This is a genomic window from Nocardia sp. NBC_01388 (assembly GCF_045040085.1).
Classification (GTDB): Bacteria; Actinomycetota; Actinomycetes; order Mycobacteriales; family Mycobacteriaceae; genus Nocardia.
The window spans coordinates 4,011,168-4,030,939 of sequence record NZ_CP109553.1 but is presented as its reverse complement, the minus strand read 5'-3'; the positions used below and the strand labels follow the sequence as shown (position 1 = coordinate 4,030,939).

Here is a 19,772-nt window from a genome sequence, read left to right as displayed (position 1 = left end):
TGACTGCTACGATCGCGACCATGGGGGTCTTCGGCATCGACCTGGGCACAACGAATTCGGCCATCGCGCGGATCGACGCGGACGGGCGCCCGGAGATTTTGATCGGTATGAACGGTGAGCAGACGGTGCCGTCGGTGGTGCTGTTCGCCTCCGCGACCGATCATGTGGTCGGTGAGGGCGCCCGCCGCCAATCCCGGCTGGATCCCGAGCATGTGTGCACTCTGGTGAAGCGGCGCATGGGCGATGCGGACTGGCGATTCATGGCGCACGGGCAGAGCTGGTCCGCGCCCGCGGTCTCCTCGCTGATCTTGAAGAGCCTCGCGGCAGACGCCGAATTCGGCGGCGGCGCAGCCGTGCGGCGGGTGGTGATCACCGTGCCCGCGTACTTCGGCGACGAGGAGCGGCGGGCCACCATCCAGGCCGGGACCTACGCCGGATTCGATGTGGCGGGCGTAGTTTCCGAGCCCATTGCCGCGGCCCTGTCCTACGGTTTCGGGCGGCTGGACGGCAGCATCGATATCGGTAAGAGCGGCGGCCTGCGCGAGACCGTGCTCGTCTACGACCTGGGCGGCGGCACCTTCGACGCCACCGTCATCGAACTGTCCGATCGCCGCATCTCCGTGCTCGCCGTCGAGGGCGATCATCAGCTGGGCGGGGCTGACTGGGATGAGCGGATCGCCCTGCATCTTTCGCAGCAGTTCTGCGAGGCCAATCCGGATGCCGTAGACCCGCTGGACGATTCGGCCGGATCGCAGATGCTGGTGCTCGCCGCCGAGCGCGCCAAGCGGGAACTCGGTGAGTCCGAGAGCGCCGATGTGGTTGTCACGCATGATGGTGTGCGCGCCGTGATCACCCTGACCCGCGGCGAGTTGGAGTCCATGACCGCCTCGCTGCTGCGGCGCACCGTCGACCTCACCAAGGCGTGCCTGGCCGCGGCGGAGCAGCGCGGGGTGCGGCAGGTGGATCGGGTGCTGCTGGTCGGCGGGTCCTCGCGCATGCCCATGGTGGCGCGCGAACTGAAGCGGGAACTGGGCCTGACGGGCGAGCTCCGCGATCCCGATCTGTCGGTCGCGCGCGGCGCCGCCCTCTACGGCGAGAAGCTGGAGATGGAGCGGCTGGTCATCGCGGATCTGGTGACGCGCGGCCGTTTACGCGATGGCGCGGATCTCTACGATGCCGATCCCCGCGACCTGGAGCAGTCTCTCGAGCGGGTCGCCGCCTCCTTCGGGCAGCCTGTGTCGCTGGTGCGGCGCATGCTCGAAATTCAGGTGGATACCGTGGTGTCGCGCGGTTTCGGGGTGCTGGCGCTCGATACCTACAACGGGCTTGCGGCCAGCTGGCTGGTGCATCGCAATCAGACCCTGCCCATTCGGGTGCGCCGCTCCTACGGCACGGTGCGCGCCGATCAGGATCAGATCGAACTGACCATCGTCGAACAGCAGGGGCAGGCCGCCTCGACCCGCCCCGAGGATACGAAAGTACTGGTGGAGGGGCGCATCCGGGATATTCCGGCGGGTTATCCGGCGGGCAGCGAAGTGCAGGTCACCTTCGAGATGGGCTTCGACGGCGTCCTGCATGTGACGGCCTATCACGTGGATGCGCGGATGCCGCTGGCTCTTTCGGTGCAGACCGGCGCGACGTTGTCGCAGGCGGATGTGGCGCGCGAACTGGATCAGCTGCAGCGCACCCGCCGCCGCGCGGTGTGAGCGCGGTATCCATGCACGCCTTCGATCCCAACGACTACCGCAAACGAGTGCTCGCGGCCGTGGAACGCCGCGGCGGCATCGACCACTCGGATGCGTTCGAGCTGTACGACATTCCGCTCGAGGAGGCGCCCCGGCTCGGTGATGCCGAGGTGCGGGCGCGCATCGAGGAGGTGTGGGGCTTCTGGCAGAAGCAGCGCGACCATCCCAAATACCGGGTGCTGGCCGGACTGCTCGTCGATGAGCACGCGCAGCTGTCCGCCCCGCTGCTCGATGCGGGGATGCGCCGGATCGAGGCCGAGCGTGTCAAACACCTGCGGGCGCGCCGGGATTCCGAGCGCTACGAAATGCTCGATTCCGCCGTCGAACGACTTGTGCAGCGGCACGGCGCAATTCCGGCCGGCAAGATTCCCGGGCTGGAAGATATCGGCAAGCTGAGCGGTCTCGATCCCGCCGAGGTCCAGGCCCGGCTGCGGCGGCATCGTATCCTCGACGAGGACGCCGCTCCGGCCCCCGCGCCCGCCGGGGTGAGTGTGCAACGGCGGCAGCAGATTCGGAAGCTGCTCGCCGAATACGACCGCCTGCTCCCCGGCGATCCGGTACCCACCCTGCTGGCCCTGCTCGGCCTGGATTTCACCAAGGCCCGCCACACCTCCGAAATCCGTTTGCGCGCTGAGGCTTTGCGCGCCCGCACCCGCGAACTGCCGCCCGGCCGGGTACGCGTGGTGCTGGACGAGTTGCTCGTACACGTCAGCGACCTGCTCGAACCCGGCGGCAGCGCCATGGACGGCTACCTGCAGGCCGTCATCGACGATGTGACCGACCTCCTGCGGCCCAAGGTCCGCGCGGCCGTGCTCGTCGAAGACCGCCTGGTAGAGGGCGATCACGCTTACCTGATCGGCGAAGCCATCGCCGCCGGACTCGACCACCCCGCCGCCGAACGCGTAATCCTCGCCCTCGCAGACGAACTCGGTACCACGGTAGAGGGCGCGGAGCCGTCGCCCAGCTCCGGACCACAGAACTCGGCCGCGCCACCCATCTCGTACACACGCACCAGGCCGTCCTCCGGCACGACCTCGCAGGCGACCGGCGCCGGGTCGAACCCAGCTGCCGGGCGTGCCGAGGCGGGCGCGGGTACGGGGGATGCCGGATCCGCGGATACGGCACAGTCCGGGGCGGGCGCTGGATACCCGGGGGCCAGTGCCGGGTCTTCGCGGACGACTTCCGGTGCGGGATATGCGGGTTCGGGTCGGGGCGCGACCGATTCGCCGGACCATGGCGCGACCTCTGGTTACCACCGCACGTCCGGGGGATCGCAGCCGCGGCCGTGGGAGGAGCCGCTGAAGGCGGCTCGGGCGGCGATACGTGCGGGCCACCCTTGTGCGGCGGCTTCCCATGTGGCGCAGGCGCAGCGGAGTGTCGGCGACGACAGTCTCGGGGCGACCTCGGTGCGGCCCATTGCCGAACTGGTGGAGCGGGTGCTGGCCGAGGCGGCGGTGCGCTGGCGTGGGGCGCGCGCCGGGTGTGCGGGTAAGCGGTATGTCGAGGCGCTCGATCATCTCGAATATCTGCGGCGCGCGGCTTCCGATGTGCCCAATCCGGAAAGCGGCGGCCCGAGTCTGGAGGAGTTGACGGCGCAGGCGCGGACCGCGCTCGCCGAGGCCGATCGGTTGTTCGCGGCGGCCCCGGCCGCACCGGTCGCCGCCCGAATGCGTGCGCTGCGTGCGATTTTCGACATCTGCGCCGATCACGCCGATACCGCCGCGGCACTGTCCGTCCTGCCGGTCGACGCGCCCGGTCAGGTGACCGCGAACCGCAAACCCGATGGCACGGTGGTGATCGCCTGGTCGCCGTCCACCACGGAGCAGACCGAGTACCGGGTCACCCGTTTACAACCGGACGGTTCCTGGCGAGTGGTCGGCCGCACGCGGGGCACCGCCCTCGAGGACGGCGCGGCAATGGCCGGTCCGGTACCCGTGTACGGCGTTGTCGCCTCGATAGCGGGCCGCGCCTCGGAGGTGACCCGCTCGGACGGCCAGGCCCGTCCGCAGGAGGCCGCTCCCGCCGCCCCCGCCGAGGATCCCACGCCCAGCGGTATGCCGGCCGTCCGGGACCTGGCCGAACGAGCCGGACTTCTGCTCTTCGAATGGCCCGCCGGCATCACCGAGGTCATGGTGGTGGCCCGCACCGATGCCCCGCCGGTCGACCCGGACGATGCGCGCGCCGACCGCAAATGGAAGGTCACCAATACCCGCTATCAGATCGACGGCGGCGCAAAACTTCCCACCGACCTGCTGCGCCCCTGCCATCTCGGGGTGGCCTCCTGCCGCCGGGAAGCCTCCGGCGTCCTGACGGTGGCCGCGGGTTTCGCGCCCGCCGCCCGGATTCGCCTGGACAGCTGAGGTCCTTCGCCCTCCGCTGACCTGGAGCAGGGGGTGACCGAGGGTCTGCGCGCGGGCCCATGGGAATCTGGAGGCGGCCGCCATCGTTGCTGCGAAGGTTGGTTCGAGCAGAGAGGCGGAGCTGGGTGATTCCGAAACTGATGGCGGTGAGCGACATCCATGTCGGGCATCAGGGCAATAAACCCGTGGTCGAGGCGATCCGGGCGGATTCACCCGAGGACTGGCTGATCCTCGCCGGTGATGTGGGGGAGAAGACCGACGATTTCCGCTGGGCGCTGGAAACCCTGCGCCGCCAGTTCGCCAAGGTGATCTGGGTGCCGGGCAATCATGAATTGTGGACCACGGCAAAGGATCCCGTGCAGATGCACGGGGCGGGACGCTACGACTACCTGGTGTCGATCTGCCGCGATCTGGATGTGGTCACACCGGAGGACCCGTTCCCGGTGTGGGAGGGCGCGGGCGCGGAGGCGTACGGCGGCGCGGTGACCCTGGTCCCGATGTTCCTGCTCTACGACTACTCCTGGCTGCCGAAGGGCACCACCACCAAGGCCGAGGGCCTGGCCCTGGCCCGGGAGCGCAATGTGGTCGCCACCGACGAATTCCTGCTCTCCTCGGAGCCGTACCTGACCCGGGACGCCTGGTGCCACGCCCGCGTGAAGTACACCCAGCGGCGTCTCGACGCGCTGCCCGCGGACACCCCGGTGGTGCTGATCAATCACTTCCCGCTGCTGCGGGAGATCACCGACATGCTCTGGTACCCGGAGTTCGCGCTGTGGTGCGGCACCGACCTCACCGCCGACTGGCACACCAGCTACAACGTGGTGTGCTCGGTCTACGGGCATCTGCACATTCCGCGCACCACCTTCCACGACGGCGTGCGCTTCGAAGAGGTCTCGCTCGGCTATCCCCGGGAGTGGCAGCGGCGCGGTCTGCCCGACCAGCTGCTGCGGCAGATCCTGCCGGTGCCCGATTACGGTGACACGCTCAATGAGTGGGGCGGGCATTTCAAGATCACGCCCGAAATGCGGGAAGCCGGCCTGAAGATGCAGGAACAGGCGCAGAAGCGGCGCGGGCTGCGGTGAGCTAACCGCTGAGCCGGGTCAGTCCGGTAACGACGGCGAGTACAGCCAGCGGGGTCATCGGATCTTCTGTGTATCGAGCACTCAATCTTGACAGTGGCTAGATTAGGTTCGATCGGGGGAACTTGTCAATGACTAGATTGCGGTCCATGATGGGCCCATGGCGAAAACTGGCTACCACCACGGAGATCTGCGGGCCACCATCCTGGCGGCGGCCGCCGCGCAGATCGCCACCGACGGTGTCGACGCCGTCTCCCTGCGCGGCCTGGCCCGGCGCGCCGAGGTCTCCCATGCCGCGCCCGCGCATCACTTCGGTGATCGTGCGGGCCTGCTCACCGCCCTGGCCATCGAGGGCTTCGAACTGCTGACAGTGGAGATGAACGCGGCCGGCGAGGATTTCCACGCGGCCGCGATTGCGTACATACGGTTCGCATTGCGGCATCCGGGCCACTTCGATGTGATGTTCCGCCGCGATCTGCTGCGCGGTGACGATCCGCAGTTGGCCCAGGCGCGCAACAGATCCGGTGCGGCCCTGCGCTCGGGTGTCGCCGCCGAACAGCCGGACCACTCCGAGCACCGGCAGCTGGCTACCCGGCTCGCCGCCTGGTCCCTCGTGCACGGCTTCGCGGTGCTGTGGCGCGAAGGCGCCCTGGAGAATTCGCCGCTCGCCGTCGATCAGGACCCGGAAGCCCTGGCCCGCACCATGGTTGCCACCGTCCGCTTCGAATGAGCCCGGCTCGGATTGGTTCGCCTGCTCCGTGTGATGGCGGTGGCGGACACTGGCCCGTCGTGTGCTCGCGCCCGGCCGGTAGGCTCGTTCGGGCAAGTGGCGGTGCGATCAGGAGGCGGTCATCGAAGAGTGGGCAGTCGCGGCGGCGGAGTCGGTACCAACGGCGGAGCCGGCGCGCATTCTCGGGAGCATCCTCCCCCCTGGCGTCGCCTCGGCCGAACTGCTGGCGTACCCGGAGGGGCTGGCGCCCCATCCCGCCGAGGAGCATTTGATCGCGCGGGCGGTGGAGAAGCGGCGGCGGGATTTCATCGGCGCGCGGTACTGCGCCCGGCAGGCGCTGGCCCAACTCGGTGAGCCCGCGGTGGCCATCGGCAAGGGCGGCACCGGCGAACCGCTGCTCCCGCGCGGCATCGTCGGCAGCCTCACGCACTGCGACGGCTACCGGGCGGCGGCGCTCGGCCACAAACTGCGTTTCCGTTCCATCGGCATCGATGCCGAACCGCACGCCCCGCTGCCCGACGGTGTGCTCGACTCGGTGAGTCTGCCGCCCGAAAGGGAGTGGCTCGCAACGGTTCTGCCCGGCACCGGACTGCATCTGGACCGACTGCTGTTCTGCGCCAAGGAGGCGACCTACAAGGCGTGGTTCCCGCTGACCGGCCGCTGGCTGGGCTTCGAGGACGCGCACATCACCTTCACCGTGGACGAGGAGTCCGCGGGCGCCGGTGCGGGCTCCTTCCATACGCGTCTGCTGATTCCGGGCCAGACCACCGACGGCGGCGCCGCGCTGCACAGCTTCGACGGTCGCTGGGTGATCACCGACGGACTGATTCTGACCGCGATCGTGGAGGCCTGATGAGCGAGAAGCGGACACCCGTCGTCGATGCGCTCGGCGGCCTGCTGATCGTCGACAAGGACGGCGGCTGGACCAGTCACGATGTGGTCGCCAAGAGCCGAGGGCTGTTGCGTACCAAGAAGGTCGGGCATGCGGGCACCCTCGATCCGATGGCGACCGGCGTGCTGGTGCTGGGTGTGGAGCGGGCCACCAAGATTCTCGGCCAGCTGATCCTGACCACCAAGGCGTACACGGCGACCATTCGCCTGGGGCAGTCCACCATTACCGACGACGCCGAGGGCGAGGTCACCGCGACCACCTCCGCCGCGCACCTCACCGATGCCGAAATCGCCTCCGGCGTAGCCGAACTGACCGGTGACATCCAGCAGGTACCGGCCACCGTCAGCGCCATCAAGATCAATGGTGAGCGCGCCTATGCCCGCGCCCGCGCGGGGGAGGACGTCCAGCTGGCCGCCCGCCCGGTCACCGTGAGCCGCTTCGACATTCTCGAGCGCCGCGATATCGACACCGGCACAGCGCAATTCGTCGACCTCGATGTCGAGGTCGACTGCACCTCCGGCACCTATATCCGCGCCCTGGCCCGTGATCTCGGCGAAAAGCTCGGTGTCGGTGGCCATCTCACCGCCCTGCGCCGCACCCGAGTGGGCCCCTTCACGCTGGAACACGCGCGAACCCTCGAGACCCTGGCCGTCGCGGCGGAGGCGGGCGACCCGCTGCTGAGCCTGGATATCGACGAGGCGGTGCGCGCAGCCTTCCCGATCCGCGATATCGACGATGCCCAGGCCGAAGACCTGCGCAACGGCCGCTGGCTCGAACCTGCCGGTCTGCCGGGCGTCTACGCCGCGGTGGACTCCTCCGGCCGCGCCATCGCCCTGCTGAAGGAGAGCGGCAAGCGCGCCGCCTCGGTCCTGGTGATTCGCCCCGCCAACCTTCCCTGAACCGCTCGCACCCGGATCGACACCCGGGCGGCCTAGAGTGCTGTGGTGGTCGAATTACGGCAGTTGCGGTATTTCGTGGCGGTAGCGGAGGAATTGCACTTCCGCCGGGCCGCGGAGCGGCTGTTCATCTCCGCGCCGACGCTCAGTCAGCAGATCCGGGCCATCGAGCGCGAGATCGGCGGGCCGCTGCTCATTCGCGGCTCCCAGGGTGTCGAATTGACCGCTGCCGGTGAGGTTTTACTGAAGAACTCGCGCACGGTGCTGGAGGCCGCGGAGATCGCGCTGCGCGAGACGCGCATGGTCGCCAATCCCGAATGCGCGGTCTTCCGGCTCGGCGTGGTGAACGGTGCGCCGAGCTGGCTGCCCGCGCGCATCGAATCGCTGCTCAAGGCCCGGCAACCCGGCGCCCGCGTGGTTTTGACCGGCGGGCCCAGCGCCGACCAGGTGCGCCTGCTCGATCGCGAGGATGTGGATCTGGCGGTACTGCGCATGCCGGTGCGCCTGCCCGAACACCTCACCAGCACCGCCATTGCCGTGGAGGAGCTGGGCATCGTCATGTCCCGCGAACATCCGCTCGCCCTTCGCAGCACCATCGAACCGGTGCACCTGCGCGGTCAGGAACTGATCATGTTCGCCCGCGATTCCGCTCCCGAACTGCATGATTCGCTGCTCGCGCAGCTGCGCGAGCAGGGTGCGGCCGTCGCCCTCAGCGAGAGCGCCATGAGCCACGCCCAAATGCTCTCACTGCTGCCGCTGCGCCCCGCCGCCATCGGCCTGGGTTCCGCACGCACCGCCACCGCCCCCGGATTGGCCTGGCGCCCACTGCATCCGCACCCGCTGGTCATCAGCTACGTCGCCGCCTGGCGCCCCGCCGCCCGCAGTCCGGCCCTGCGCGCCGTCGCCGAAGTGCTCGCCGCCGGATCCCGGCTGTCGCCGTAACTGCCCGCGCCGGCTACCGCGCACCATCGGGCGTAACCTGCGGTGACTACATCGACAGTCGTCTGAATCACTGTGGCATGGACCGCATCTGCTGCACCGGGAAGCGGTGGCAGCAGCGCCGTTAGCCGGCGGCTCATCCGGCTTCGGCGCCGCGACATGGACGCGCACTGCCGCCGCGGGTTTGCTGAAAGCCATGACAGACAAGGGATTCGATATTCAGCTCGGCCGCACCGTCGTGATCGGCGGCGGTTCCGGTATGGGCCAGGCGATCGCGGACGCACTGCTGGCCGCGGGCAGCGAGGTGACCATCGTCGGGCGCTCGGCCGAGCGACTCGCCGACGCGGTACGCGAACTCGGTGACGGCAAGCTCGAGGCCATCACCGCGGACGTCAGCGATGAGGACCAGGTCCGGCGACTCTTCGATACCGTCGGCGCGGTCGATCACGTGATCACCACCGCCGCCGATCTGCGCGGAGCCTACGGTCCCGTAGGTACTTTCGATTTCGGGAACGGCCGCGGCTTCCTCGAGACCAAACTGATCGGCTCCATGCTCCTGGCCAAGCACGCCCGCATCACCCCCGGCGGTTCCCTCACCTTCACCTCCGGCATCGCCGCCTACCGCCCGGCCGCGGGCGGGGCCATGGTGGCCGCCGTGAACGCCGCCCTGGAGGGGCTGGCCCGCGCCCTCGCCATCGAACTCGCCCCCACCCGCGTGAACGTCCTCTCGCCCGGCTGGGTCGAGACCGGAGTATGGGACAACATGCCCTGGGACGACAAGGCGGACCGCCTGCGCGCCATGGCCGAACGCCTACCGGCAGGCCGCCTCGGCCGCCCGGAAGACATTGCGCAGGCAGCACTTTCGCTCCTGCGCAACCCCTTCATCACCGGCACGGTCCTGCATGTGGACGGCGGCCACCGGCTGGTCTGATGCGACCTAGAGACTCTGCCCGGCCAGGCAGCCGTGACCACCACTGGACATAGAGCACAGCAGCCCGATCGGCGCGAGCAGGATCGTGGCGACAGCGCCGATGGCGTTGCTGATTCCGGCGGTCGAGCCGGTGGGCAGGAGGCTGACCAGCGGGCCGATAATGGCGGACGTGGCAGCGCTGCTGCCGGTGTCGCTGCTGCCGGAATCGGCGACAGTGGCTGGGTTTTCGAGGTTCAGTGGCGTGGCGGAGGCTGAGCCGGCGGTGCCGAGGGCGATGGTTGCGCCGGCGATGCCGACGAGAAGTGAGCGCTTCAAGGTCGATCCTTTGTACGGGTACTGCTTCGACGTCGAGTGACGTTGAGGCAGCACGGTACATAGCGACCGCCCAGTCGGAGGCTTATTCGATCATTCCGGTGCGCAGTGAATTCGGTTGCCCCGGTGGGACTTTCGAAGCACAGAATGATCGTTTCCGCGAGCCCTCAATTTTCGTGGGTCAGCCAGATGGCCTCGGCGGCGATGCTGCCGAGATCGATGGTGCGGTCTTCGATGCGCACGGCGATGGTGCCCGCGAAATCGCGGCGCTCCACCACGGTGATCGGGGTGTCGAGGGCGATGCCGAGGGAATCGAAGTACCGCAGCATGGCCGGATCGGAATCGGAGATGCGCGCCACCCGGCCGATCTCGCCATCGCCGAAATCGCTGAGCTGCCGTGCGGGCGGCGTCGGGACCGCACCGTCGACCGAGGGAATGGGGTCGCCGTGCGGATCCCGGTCCGGATAGCCGAGTTTGGCGTCGATGCGCGCCATGAGGGTTTCGGAGACGGCGTGCTCGAGCACCTCCGCCTCATCGTGCACCTCGTCCCAGCCGTAGCCGAGTTCATTGACCAGGAAGGTCTCGATGAGCCGGTGCCGGCGCACCATGGCGATGGCGGCGCGGCGGCCGTCCTCGGTGAGGGTGATGGCGCCGTAGCGCGCATGCTGGACCAGGCCCTGATCGGCGAGCTTGCGAACCGCCTCGGAGACCGTGGACGCGGACACGCCGATGCGTTCGGCGAGCAGCTTGGTCGACACCTTCTCCGGCGACCATTCCTGCGCGGTCCAGATCACCTTCAGATAGTCCTGTGCGACAGCGGACAGGACGGGAGCAACGCTGGTCGCGACGGCGGTGAGGGTACCGGTGGGTTCGGACGGATCGGCCAGCTCGCGACGGGTGGCGATGTCTCGTTTTCCAGGCACGTACTCGAGCTTAGGCACAGCCGCGCGGGTTTCACACATCGGCGCGCCTGCTGGTAGATACAGGTGAACGAGGGGTGACCGCCATGCTTCCTCCTGTGAAGATCCGCACCGCGGAATACTGTCTGTGACGCGCTTTGCGTAGGCTTCCGGTGTGCAGAGATGGCGAAGTCTCGATGAGATGCCCGCGGAATGGGGCCGGTGTGTCCTCACGATCGGGGTGTTCGACGGCGTGCACCGCGGTCACGCCCAGCTCATCAGCCGTGCGGTGAAATCCGCTGCGGTGCGGGGTGTTCCGTCGGTCCTCATGACTTTCGATCCGCACCCGGTCGACGTGGTGCGGCCCGGCTCGCATCCGCCGCAGCTGTCCACCCTGCACCGCCGTGCGGAGCTGGTCGAAGAGCTCGGTATCGACGTCTTCCTGGTCATGCCGTTCACCAAAGATTTCATGAAGCTGACGCCCGAGCAGTACGTCGAACAGCTGCTCGTGGACAAGCTGCACGTCTCCGAAGTGGTGGTCGGCGACAACTTCACCTTCGGTAAGCAGGCGGCAGGCACGGTTGACACCATGCGCGAGCTCGGCACCCGCTTCGGCTTCGATGTGGACGGCGTCCAGCTGCTCGGCGAACATGCCGTCACCTTCTCCTCGACCTATATCCGCGCCTGCCTCTCCGAGGGCGATGTCGCGGCCGCCGCCGAGGCGCTCGGCCGCCCGCATCGGGTCGAAGGCGTGGTCGTGCACGGTGACGGTCGCGGTAAGGGGCTCGGCTTCCCGACCGCCAATGTGGCCCCGACCATGCACGGCGCGATTCCCGCGGATGGTGTGTACGCCGGCTGGTTCAGCGTGCTGGACGCACCGGGGGAGCGGCGGATGGCGGCCATCTCGGTCGGCACCAATCCCACCTTCGACGGCCGCACCCGCACGGTCGAGCCGCATATCCTCGACTTCGACGGTGACCTGTACGAGAAGCATGTCGCGGTGGACTTCGTCGAACAGCTGCGCGGCATGCGCAAATTCGAGTCCATCGAGGAGCTGGTGGAGGCCATCCGCCGCGATGTCGAGCAGACTCGCAAGGTGCTCAGTGCCGCGGAAGCCGTGGCCGAATAGCACGTCCCCGCGTGATCCGCCAGGGGCGATTAACGGTCCAGGTCACCGGTCCGGTAACCTGATCCGTCGGGTTTGCTGTGGTCTGCGGCAGCGCCCAACCGGGCCGGTTTCGACTTTCGTCCCGGGTTTCCGAGCGCGGACTGGAAAATCAGGAGTGAATTCGTGGCGTTGACCACCGAGCAGAAGAAGGCCATCCTGGCCGAGTACGGCCTGCACCCGACGGACACCGGTTCTCCGGAAGCCCAGATCGCGATGCTGTCCAAGCGGATTTCCGACCTCACCGAGCACCTCAAGGTGCACAAGCACGACCACCACACGCGCCACGGTCTGCTTGCGCTGATCGGTCGCCGTCGCCGGCTCTCGAAGTACCTGCAGGCCAACGACATCGCGCGTTACCGTTCGCTGATCGAGCGTCTGGGTCTGCGTCGCTAGTCTTTGCGATACCGTGCCGCGGCTTCACGCGACACAACACGACTGCCCTGGGCAGTTGACGAACCGGCCGACGGGGAGGCATAGAATCTCCTCGTTGGCCATTCGTGCATCCGGTGAACGATGCCGTATGCACGCCAACACGAGCCGTATGCACCTGATCCGTGGCGTCGGTCTTCGGTAGTGGCTTTTCGGGGCGCAGCAAGAGGTAGAAACACCGCGCTGCCGGAGGGCTTCGATCGATGACCGCCTCCGCGTCGCCGTTTCCAAGGGGAGACGGCCGGGTGTGCGCGCGTAGGCCAGGAGGGTCGCCGCGAGCCCGTGCCGGGTACAGCTTGCCCCTGTCAAGGGGACACAACAGTCGGATCGCGCTGCCGTCCCATACGGGGAAGCGGCGCTGGCATCCGGCGAAGACGAGAGGTTGAGAGAAGAGAATGACCGAAACAGTGACCAGTTCCGCCGCCGAGGTCGAGCCCGGCGTATTCGAGTCCGTCGCGCTGATCGACAACGGCAGCTACGGCACCCGCACCATCCGTTTCGAGACCGGCCGGCTGGCCAAGCAGGCCGCCGGCTCCGTCGTCGCCTACCTGGACGACGAGACCATGCTGCTGTCGGCGACCACCGCCGGTAAGCACCCCAAAGAGCAGTTCGACTTCTTCCCGCTGACGGTGGACGTCGAAGAGCGCATGTACGCCGCGGGTCGCATCCCCGGCTCGTTCTTCCGTCGTGAGGGCCGCCCCTCCACCGACGCCATCCTGACCTGCCGCCTGATCGACCGGCCGCTGCGCCCGTCCTTCGTCGACGGCCTGCGCAACGAGATCCAGGTCGTGGTGACGGTCATGTCGCTCGATCCCAAGGATCTGTACGACGTGGTCGCCATCAATGCGGCCTCCGCCTCCACTCAGATTGCGGGCCTGCCCTTCTCGGGTCCGGTCGGCGGCGTGCGCGTCGCCCTGATCGGTGACCAGTGGGTCGCGTTCCCGACCGTGGAGCAGCTGGAAGGCGCCGTGTTCGACATGGTCGTCGCCGGCCGCGTGGTCGAGGGTGACGTCGCCATCATGATGGTCGAGGCCGAGGCCCCGACCCACGTGCTGTCCCTGATCGCCGACGGTGGCACCGCTCCGACGGAAACCGTTGTGGCACAGGGACTCGAGGCCGCCAAGCCGTTCATCGCCCGCCTCTGCAAGGCGCAGGCGGACCTGGCGGCGCTGGCCGCCAAGCCCACCGGTGAGTTCCCGGTCTTCCCGGCCTACCAGCCGGACGTGTACACGGCCGTCGAGGGCACCGCGAAGACCCCGCTGAACAACGCGATGTCCATCGCCGCCAAGCAGGAGCGCGAAGAGAAGATCGACGAGATCAAGCTCGACGTGCTCTCGGCGCTGGCCGAGGACTTCGTCGGCCGCGAGAAGGAGATCGGCGCGGCCTTCCGCTCGGTCACCAAGAAGCTTGTGCGCCAGCGCATTCTGACCGACAGCTTCCGCATCGACGGTCGCGGTCTGGCCGATATCCGCGCCCTCTCGGCCGAGGTCGCGGTTGTCCCGCGCGCCCACGGCTCGGCGCTGTTCGAGCGCGGCGAGACCCAGATCCTGGGTGTCACCACCCTCGACATGGTGAAGATGGCGCAGCAGGTCGACTCCCTCGGGCCGGAGACCTCCAAGCGCTACATGCACCACTACAACTTCCCGCCGTACTCCACCGGTGAGACCGGCCGCGTCGGTTCGCCGAAGCGCCGCGAGATCGGCCACGGCGCCCTCGCCGAGCGCGCCCTGATGCCGGTGCTCCCGTCGCAGGAAGAGTTCCCGTACGCCATTCGCCAGGTGTCGGAAGCGTTGTCCTCCAACGGTTCCACCTCCATGGGCTCGGTTTGCGCCTCGACCCTGTCGCTGCTGAACGCCGGTGTGCCGCTCAAGGCCCCCGTCGCCGGTATCGCCATGGGCCTGGTGTCCGACACCATCAAGAACGCCAAGGGCGAGGACGAGGTCCGCTACGTCGCGCTGACCGACATCCTCGGCGCCGAGGATGCCTTCGGCGACATGGACTTCAAGGTCGCCGGTACCCCGGAGTTCGTCACCGCGCTGCAGCTGGACACCAAGCTCGACGGCATCCCGTCGCAGGTCCTCGCCGGTGCGCTGAACCAGGCGCGCGACGCCCGCATGACCATCCTGGATGTCATGGCCGAGGCCATCAACACCCCGGACGACATGAGCCCGTACGCGCCTCGCGTCACCGCCATCAAGATCCCGGTGGACAAGATCGGCGAGGTGATCGGGCCCAAGGGCAAGGTCATCAACCAGATCACCGAGGAAACCGGCGCCAACATCTCGATCGAAGATGACGGCACCGTCTACGTCGGTGCGACCAACGGCCCTGCGGCGCAGGCGGCGATCGATCTGATCAATGCCATCGCGAACCCGCAGCTGCCGAAGGTCGGCGAGCGCTTCCTGGGCACGGTCGTCAAGACGACTGCCTTCGGCGCGTTCGTCTCGCTGCTGCCGGGCCGTGACGGCCTGGTCCACATCTCGAAGCTGGGCAACGGCAAGCGGGTCGCGAAGGTCGAGGACGTGGTCAACGTCGGTGACAAGATCCGCGTCGAGATCGCCGATATCGACAACCGCGGCAAGATCTCGCTGGTTCCGGTCGAGGAGGAGTCCGCTGAGAACGCGGAAGCCCCCGTCGCCGAAACCGTAGCGGCCGAGTGATTGTCGTAGCTCTGACGTAAAGTGCGGTGGCCCCTTGCTCCGGATAATGGAGCGAGGGGCCACCGGCTTCTGCAGGTACATAGTTCGTAGACACCAGGTACATAGGTCGTAGACACTCAGTGAGTTCGAGACGCGGGTTGGGAAGCATGGGTCGGAAGAAGGACACTCCACTGTCGGGTAAGAGTTCTGCACTGGTTCTCTCCACGTCCGAAGCGGTGTACGCCGACACCGGTGTGCGCAAAACCGTGCTGCCCGGCGGGCTGCGCATTGTCACCGAGCATGTCCCAGGGGTGCGCAGCGCCTCCATCGGCGTATGGGTCGGCGTCGGCTCGCGCGATGAGGGTTCGACCGTCGCCGGAGCCGCGCACTTCCTCGAGCACCTGCTCTTCAAGGCCACACCCACCCGCTCGGCGCTCGATATCGCGCAGGCCATGGATGCTGTCGGCGGCGAACTGAATGCGTTCACCGCCAAGGAGCAGACCTGCTACTACGCGCATGTCATCGACGAGGATCTGCCCATGGCGGTGGATCTGGTGTCCGATGTGGTGCTCAACGGGCTGTGCCGCGCCGAGGATGTCGCCGTCGAGCGGCAGGTGGTGCTCGAAGAGATCTGCATGCGCGATGACGATCCCGAGGATATGGTCGGCGATGCCTTTCTGACCGCGCTCTTCGGTGACCATCCCATCGGCCGTCCGGTGATCGGCAGTATCGAGAGCATCGAGAGCATGCAGGCCCCGCAGCTGCGCGGTTTCCATCAGCGGCGCTACCGGCCCGACCAGATGGTGGTCGCGGTGGCCGGCAATATCGAGCACGAGCACACCGTCGAACTGGTGCATCGCGCCTTCGCCGGTCGTCTCGATCCGGTGCGCGAACCCGCGCCGCGCCGTGAGGGTAAATTCCGTCCCCGCACCAGTCCCGAGCTGATTCGCATGCACCGGGACAGCGAGCAGGCGCACCTGGTCTTCGGTACCCGCGCCTTCGGCAGGCATGAGGGCGATAAGCGCTGGCCGCTGTCGATTCTCAATACCGTGCTCGGCGGTGGCCTGAGTTCCCGTCTGTTCCAGCGGATTCGGGAGGAGCGCGGCCTGGCGTACTCGGTGTACTCCAGCGTCGACACCTTCGCCGATACCGGCGCCTTCTCGGTGTACCTCGGCTGCCAGCCCGAAAATCTGGGGCAGGTGGCGAGTCTCGCGCGTGGCGTACTGGAAGAGGTTGCGGCGGATGGCATTACGGATGCCGAGTGCGCCCGCGCCAAGGGTTCCCTGCGCGGCGGTCTGGTGCTGGGCCTGGAGGATTCCGGCTCCCGCATGAACCGCATCGGCCGCAGCGAACTCAGCTACGGCAATCACCGCAGCGTCTCCGAAACCCTCGCTCGCATAGACGAAGTCACCACCGACGAAGTCTCCCGCATCGCCGCCACCCTGCTTTCCCGCCCCATCGGCGCCTCGGTAGCAGGCCCCTACCGCCGCACCCGCGACCTCCCCGCCGTCGTCCGCCGCCTCGTCGACTGACCCTGTCGCACAGCCCTGCTCCGACCCCCGCAGCTCGTGTAAGCGCTGTGCGGTTCGGATGAGTGCTGTGCCGTCGGCGGTCCGCCCTCATCTTCGCGCCGCGCAGCTGGTGTCGGTGCCGCGCAGTTCGTGTAAGTCCTGTGCGAGTGGGACAAGGGCTGTTCTGCTGGCGAACCGCTGTGCCGTCGACTCGGGCTGCCGGGGGCGCGGGGAGGCTGGGCTGCCGGTTCAGGTGGGATGGCCGTCGGCAGTCGGGTGGTGCGCTTCGAGGAGCATACGGGCCATTTTCTTCGCGCGGCGGGCGGCGAGCAGATCGCCCTCGGCGGCGGCGATGATCGCGCCCTTCATGAGGAGGTGCCAGGAGCGGGCGAAATCGTCGATATCGGATAGGCCTGCGCGTTCGGCGCGATAGCGGACTATGTCGCGAATGCGTTGCAGGTGTTCGATGCCCGCACGGCCCAGCGGGTGATCCGCGCCCATTTCGAGCAGCACATTGATGAAGGTGCAGGCGTTGAAATCGTCGGCGGCGAACCATTCGTCGAAGACGTCGAAGATCGCCAGCAGCTGCTGCTCGGGTGTTTCGCCCCGGCGCCGGGACTGTTCTTCGATGAGTCCGAAGGTCCAGAGTCGTTCCCGGCGCTGCAATACCGCCCTGACCAAGTCGATGGTGGTGGGAAAGTGCTGCTGCAGTTCGACGTACGTGATTCCGGCACCGGCCGCGATGGCATGGACGTCGAGAGCCCGCACGCCTTGGCGGGTGACCACGTCGTAGGCCAGGCCCACAATCCGATCACGAATGCTGACAACCGAATTGTCGGTGATTGTCATGTCAGAAGCCTACGCGCGCGAGATCGCCGCGCCTATGCGCAATCTGCCGCTCGGTGTTGCGATTGCGGTGATGCGGGCACACTGGTGCGCGTGACGAATCTCAGCAAAGGGTCCAATGTGCCGGTCGCTGCCAATGCTGTTCGCGCCGTGCTGGCCTGGACGGGCGGACCCGGGGTGCCCGGGGTCGACGCATCGGCGCTCCTGCTGACCGCGGCGGGGCGGGTGCGGTCGGATGTGGATTTCGTCTTCTACAACCAGCCGCAGCATCCCGGTGGGGCCGTGCGGCATGTCGGCAAGCGCGGCGACTTCGACGCCCTGGAGGTGAATCTGGCTGCGGTCGAGGGGGATATCGAACGCATCGCGGTCTGCGCGTCCGCCGACGGCGGGACCTTCGGACAGGTGCCCGGATTGCAACTGCGCCTGATCGATGCCGCGAGCGATGCGGAGATAGCGCACTTCGATATTGTGGCGGGCCCGGAGACTGCCATGTGGTGCGGGGAACTGTATCGGCGTGGCGGGGCCTGGAAGTTCCGGGCCGTCGGTCAGGGCTGGTCCAGTGGATTGGCCGGGCTGGCAACAGATTTCGGCATCACGGTCGAGAAGGAGCCCGCACCGCAGGTCGTCGCGACCGCGCCGCCGAACCTGCCGCCGCCCGCGGCGCCCATGCCGCCGCCCGCATACGCCGCGCCGGCCCGCCCTGTCCCCGGAGGACCCACGCCCGTTGCCTCGCAGCCCGGTATCCGGCTCACCAAGGGTGAAGAGCGCCTGCCCGTCGATATGCGAAAACGCCTGTCTCTGCGCAAGGAACAGGTGGCGGTCAGCCTCGCCAAGCGCGGAATTTCCGGCCTCACCGCACGCGTCGTGCTGGTGCTGGACGCCTCCGGCTCCATGACCCCGCTCTACGACAAGCAGCTGGTGCACCGTGTGGTGGAGCGCATGGCCGCGGTCGCCGCTCAGCTGGACGACAATGGCGATATGCAGGCCTGGACCTTCGCCAGCACCCCGGCCCGCCTCCCTGATCTGGCCATTGCCGATATGCCGCAATGGATTTCGCTACACGTCCGCTGCGGCAAGCTCTCCCTGTTCGGCAATCGCAAGCCGCCCCGCGACCTGCGGCCCGGCCAGATCGATATGCGCACCGTGGGCATCCAGAACGAGGAGCAGAAGGTGATCGCCGAGGTCCGCTCCTATATCCGCGCCCAGCCGCTGCCCGTCCCCACCCTGGTGCTCTTCTTCTCCGACGGCGGCGTCTACAAGAACGGCGAGATCGAACAGGAACTCCGCGCCGCCGTCGAGGAACCCATCTTCTGGCAGTTCGTCGGCCTCGGCACCCGCTCCGGCTACGGCGTCCTGGAACGCCTCGACACCATGGCGGGCCGCCGCGTCGACAATGTCGGCTTCTTCGCCGTCGACGATATGGACCAGATCACCGATCCGGAACTCTACGACCGCCTGCTCTCGGAATTCCCCGCCTGGATCGACGAAGCCACTCGGGCCGGCATCCTCCGCTGACCCGATCGCGGCTACAGCTCCCGGCGCATCACAATGCGCGGCCAGCGGTTCAGGCCCAGTTCGGCCTCGTTGGCGCGGATCTTGCGCAGGCCGGGGGTCAACTCGTCCTCCTCCACCTCGTGGAAGCCGATGCGCGCGTAATACGGTGCGTTCCAAGGGACTTCGGTGAAGGTGGTGAGGGTGAGGGCGGACAGGCCCGCGGCGCGGGCGTGTTCGGCGGCGGTGTCGATGAGCATGGCGCCGATACGGCGGCGCGCGGCGTTCGGATGTACGGAGACCTGGCCGATGTGCTCGGTATCGTCGACCTCTTCGCTGATGAGGTAGGCGATCGGGGTGTCGCTGTCATCGACGGCGACCCAGGCCCGGCCATCGCGCCGATGCTCCTCGAGTACCTCGATCGCGGGCGGGTCGTCATCGGCGACCTCGATCATGCCCAGTTCCCGGAACGGTTCGCCGGTCGCGTCCTCGATGTCCTGCAGGATATGGAGATCGTCGATCGTCGCGGCACGAATGCGCATTCGTAAACGCTATCGCACCATCTCGCCCGAGGTCAGTCGGACAGGCGGTTCGCCGCGCTCAGGACCGCGTCCAGCAGTCCGGGCAGTTCCGCGTCGACCTCGGCCAGGCGCAGTCGCTGACAGGTCTGGCCGTCGATGGTGAGGCGTTCGGTGAGTCCGGCCAGGCGCAGGATCTTGAAGTGGTAGGCGGCGGTCGACTTGCTGATCGCGTCGTAGAGCGCGGTGCAGCGCAGCGGCTCGCTCGCATTGCCCAGCCGGCGCACCATTTCGAGGCGGACCGGGTCCTGCAGCGCGACCAGAACGGTCGGCAGCGGTGCGATCGGGGCCACCGCGGGCGTGTCGTAGGTGTCGGGCATGAAATAC

General features: G+C 67.8%; 18 protein-coding genes. 13 read left to right on the top strand and 5 right to left on the bottom strand.

The window, feature by feature from the left end:
- Window positions 1–20 precede the first annotated feature (20 nt).
- The 8 genes from OG716_RS19990 to OG716_RS19955 all read left to right on the top strand — a co-directional run bounded on the left by OG716_RS19990 (window position 21) and on the right by OG716_RS19955 (window position 9,572).
- Window positions 21–1,706, top strand: coding sequence for an Hsp70 family protein (locus OG716_RS19990; protein WP_405139792.1), 1,686 nt, complete (start codon window positions 21–23; stop codon window positions 1,704–1,706).
- 11 nt (window positions 1,707–1,717) lie between these two features.
- On the top strand, window positions 1,718–4,105 hold the full coding sequence (locus OG716_RS19985) for an Ig-like domain repeat protein (protein WP_405139013.1): 2,388 nt from the start codon (window positions 1,718–1,720) through the stop codon (window positions 4,103–4,105).
- 140 nt (window positions 4,106–4,245) lie between these two features.
- A complete protein-coding gene (locus OG716_RS19980; RefSeq protein WP_405139790.1) occupies window positions 4,246–5,187 on the top strand; it encodes a metallophosphoesterase family protein in 942 nt (313 codons plus the stop codon).
- Window positions 5,188–5,344: 157 nt separating this feature from the next.
- Complete coding sequence (locus tag OG716_RS19975) at window positions 5,345–5,914, top strand: TetR-like C-terminal domain-containing protein (protein WP_405139012.1); 570 nt, start codon at window positions 5,345–5,347, stop codon at window positions 5,912–5,914.
- 178 nt (window positions 5,915–6,092) lie between these two features.
- Complete coding sequence (npt, locus tag OG716_RS19970; protein ID WP_405139788.1) at window positions 6,093–6,767, top strand: 4'-phosphopantetheinyl transferase Npt; 675 nt, start codon at window positions 6,093–6,095, stop codon at window positions 6,765–6,767.
- On the top strand, window positions 6,767–7,705 hold the full coding sequence (gene truB, locus OG716_RS19965) for a tRNA pseudouridine(55) synthase TruB (protein WP_405139011.1): 939 nt from the start codon (window positions 6,767–6,769) through the stop codon (window positions 7,703–7,705). Before npt ends, truB begins: the two co-directional genes overlap by 1 nt.
- Window positions 7,706–7,750: 45 nt before the next feature.
- Complete coding sequence (locus OG716_RS19960; RefSeq protein WP_405139010.1) at window positions 7,751–8,644, top strand: LysR family transcriptional regulator; 894 nt, start codon at window positions 7,751–7,753, stop codon at window positions 8,642–8,644.
- A gap of 193 nt (window positions 8,645–8,837) precedes the next feature.
- Window positions 8,838–9,572, top strand: coding sequence for an SDR family oxidoreductase (locus OG716_RS19955; RefSeq protein WP_405139009.1), 735 nt, complete (start codon window positions 8,838–8,840; stop codon window positions 9,570–9,572).
- Window positions 9,573–9,578: 6 nt separating this feature from the next.
- Here the strand turns inward: OG716_RS19955 and OG716_RS19950 are convergent, their stop codons facing one another.
- Both OG716_RS19950 and OG716_RS19945 read right to left on the bottom strand, forming a co-directional pair.
- Window positions 9,579–9,887 (bottom strand): hypothetical protein, encoded by a 309-nt coding sequence (locus OG716_RS19950; RefSeq protein ID WP_405139008.1) that lies wholly within the window; start codon window positions 9,885–9,887, stop codon window positions 9,579–9,581.
- A gap of 164 nt (window positions 9,888–10,051) precedes the next feature.
- Complete coding sequence (locus OG716_RS19945) at window positions 10,052–10,825, bottom strand: metal-dependent transcriptional regulator (RefSeq protein WP_405139007.1); 774 nt, start codon at window positions 10,823–10,825, stop codon at window positions 10,052–10,054.
- Window positions 10,826–10,958: 133 nt separating this feature from the next.
- On the opposite strand from OG716_RS19945, the gene OG716_RS19940 reads away from it, so the two are divergent.
- From OG716_RS19940 to OG716_RS19925, 4 genes are all read left to right on the top strand, one after another.
- On the top strand, window positions 10,959–11,912 hold the full coding sequence (locus OG716_RS19940) for a bifunctional riboflavin kinase/FAD synthetase (RefSeq protein WP_405139006.1): 954 nt from the start codon (window positions 10,959–10,961) through the stop codon (window positions 11,910–11,912).
- 162 nt (window positions 11,913–12,074) lie between these two features.
- A complete protein-coding gene (gene rpsO / locus OG716_RS19935; protein WP_067529397.1) occupies window positions 12,075–12,344 on the top strand; it encodes a 30S ribosomal protein S15 in 270 nt (89 codons plus the stop codon).
- Between the two features lie 431 nt (window positions 12,345–12,775).
- Window positions 12,776–15,040: a polyribonucleotide nucleotidyltransferase gene (locus tag OG716_RS19930; RefSeq protein WP_405139005.1), complete on the top strand. Its 2,265-nt coding sequence runs from the start codon at window positions 12,776–12,778 to the stop codon at window positions 15,038–15,040.
- A 146-nt stretch (window positions 15,041–15,186) separates the two neighbouring features.
- Complete coding sequence (locus tag OG716_RS19925) at window positions 15,187–16,551, top strand: M16 family metallopeptidase (RefSeq protein ID WP_405139004.1); 1,365 nt, start codon at window positions 15,187–15,189, stop codon at window positions 16,549–16,551.
- A 228-nt stretch (window positions 16,552–16,779) separates the two neighbouring features.
- On the opposite strand, the gene OG716_RS19920 is transcribed toward OG716_RS19925, so the two are convergent.
- Window positions 16,780–17,379, bottom strand: coding sequence for a TetR/AcrR family transcriptional regulator (locus OG716_RS19920; protein ID WP_405139003.1), 600 nt, complete (start codon window positions 17,377–17,379; stop codon window positions 16,780–16,782).
- Window positions 17,380–17,469: 90 nt separating this feature from the next.
- Between OG716_RS19920 and OG716_RS19915 the strand changes: the two genes are divergently transcribed.
- A complete protein-coding gene (locus OG716_RS19915; protein ID WP_405139002.1) occupies window positions 17,470–18,891 on the top strand; it encodes a VWA domain-containing protein in 1,422 nt (473 codons plus the stop codon).
- A gap of 11 nt (window positions 18,892–18,902) precedes the next feature.
- On the opposite strand, the gene OG716_RS19910 is transcribed toward OG716_RS19915, so the two are convergent.
- Together OG716_RS19910 and OG716_RS19905 are read right to left on the bottom strand one after the other, a co-directional pair.
- The gene (locus OG716_RS19910; RefSeq protein WP_355129508.1) at window positions 18,903–19,409 is read right to left on the bottom strand and encodes a GNAT family N-acetyltransferase; all 507 of its coding nucleotides are present in this window, start codon (window positions 19,407–19,409) and stop codon (window positions 18,903–18,905) included.
- Between the two features lie 32 nt (window positions 19,410–19,441).
- Window positions 19,442–19,765 (bottom strand): ArsR/SmtB family transcription factor, encoded by a 324-nt coding sequence (locus OG716_RS19905; RefSeq protein ID WP_405139001.1) that lies wholly within the window; start codon window positions 19,763–19,765, stop codon window positions 19,442–19,444.
- Between the last annotated feature and the right edge of the window lie 7 nt (window positions 19,766–19,772).

Coding starts and splice junctions, on each gene's coding strand:
- OG716_RS19985 (WP_405139013.1), top strand. CDS start 1,718: ATGCACGCCTTCGATCCCAACGACTACCGCAAACGAGTGCTCGCGGCC.
- OG716_RS19975 (WP_405139012.1), top strand. CDS start 5,345: ATGGCGAAAACTGGCTACCACCACGGAGATCTGCGGGCCACCATCCTG.
- truB (WP_405139011.1), top strand. CDS start 6,767: ATGAGCGAGAAGCGGACACCCGTCGTCGATGCGCTCGGCGGCCTGCTG.
- OG716_RS19980 (WP_405139790.1), top strand. CDS start 4,246: ATGGCGGTGAGCGACATCCATGTCGGGCATCAGGGCAATAAACCCGTG.
- OG716_RS19990 (WP_405139792.1), top strand. CDS start 21: ATGGGGGTCTTCGGCATCGACCTGGGCACAACGAATTCGGCCATCGCG.
- OG716_RS19955 (WP_405139009.1), top strand. CDS start 8,838: ATGACAGACAAGGGATTCGATATTCAGCTCGGCCGCACCGTCGTGATC.
- OG716_RS19910 (WP_355129508.1), bottom strand. CDS start 19,409: ATGCGCATTCGTGCCGCGACGATCGACGATCTCCATATCCTGCAGGAC.
- OG716_RS19930 (WP_405139005.1), top strand. CDS start 12,776: ATGACCGAAACAGTGACCAGTTCCGCCGCCGAGGTCGAGCCCGGCGTA.
- OG716_RS19925 (WP_405139004.1), top strand. CDS start 15,187: ATGGGTCGGAAGAAGGACACTCCACTGTCGGGTAAGAGTTCTGCACTG.
- OG716_RS19920 (WP_405139003.1), bottom strand. CDS start 17,379: ATGACAATCACCGACAATTCGGTTGTCAGCATTCGTGATCGGATTGTG.
- OG716_RS19905 (WP_405139001.1), bottom strand. CDS start 19,765: ATGCCCGACACCTACGACACGCCCGCGGTGGCCCCGATCGCACCGCTG.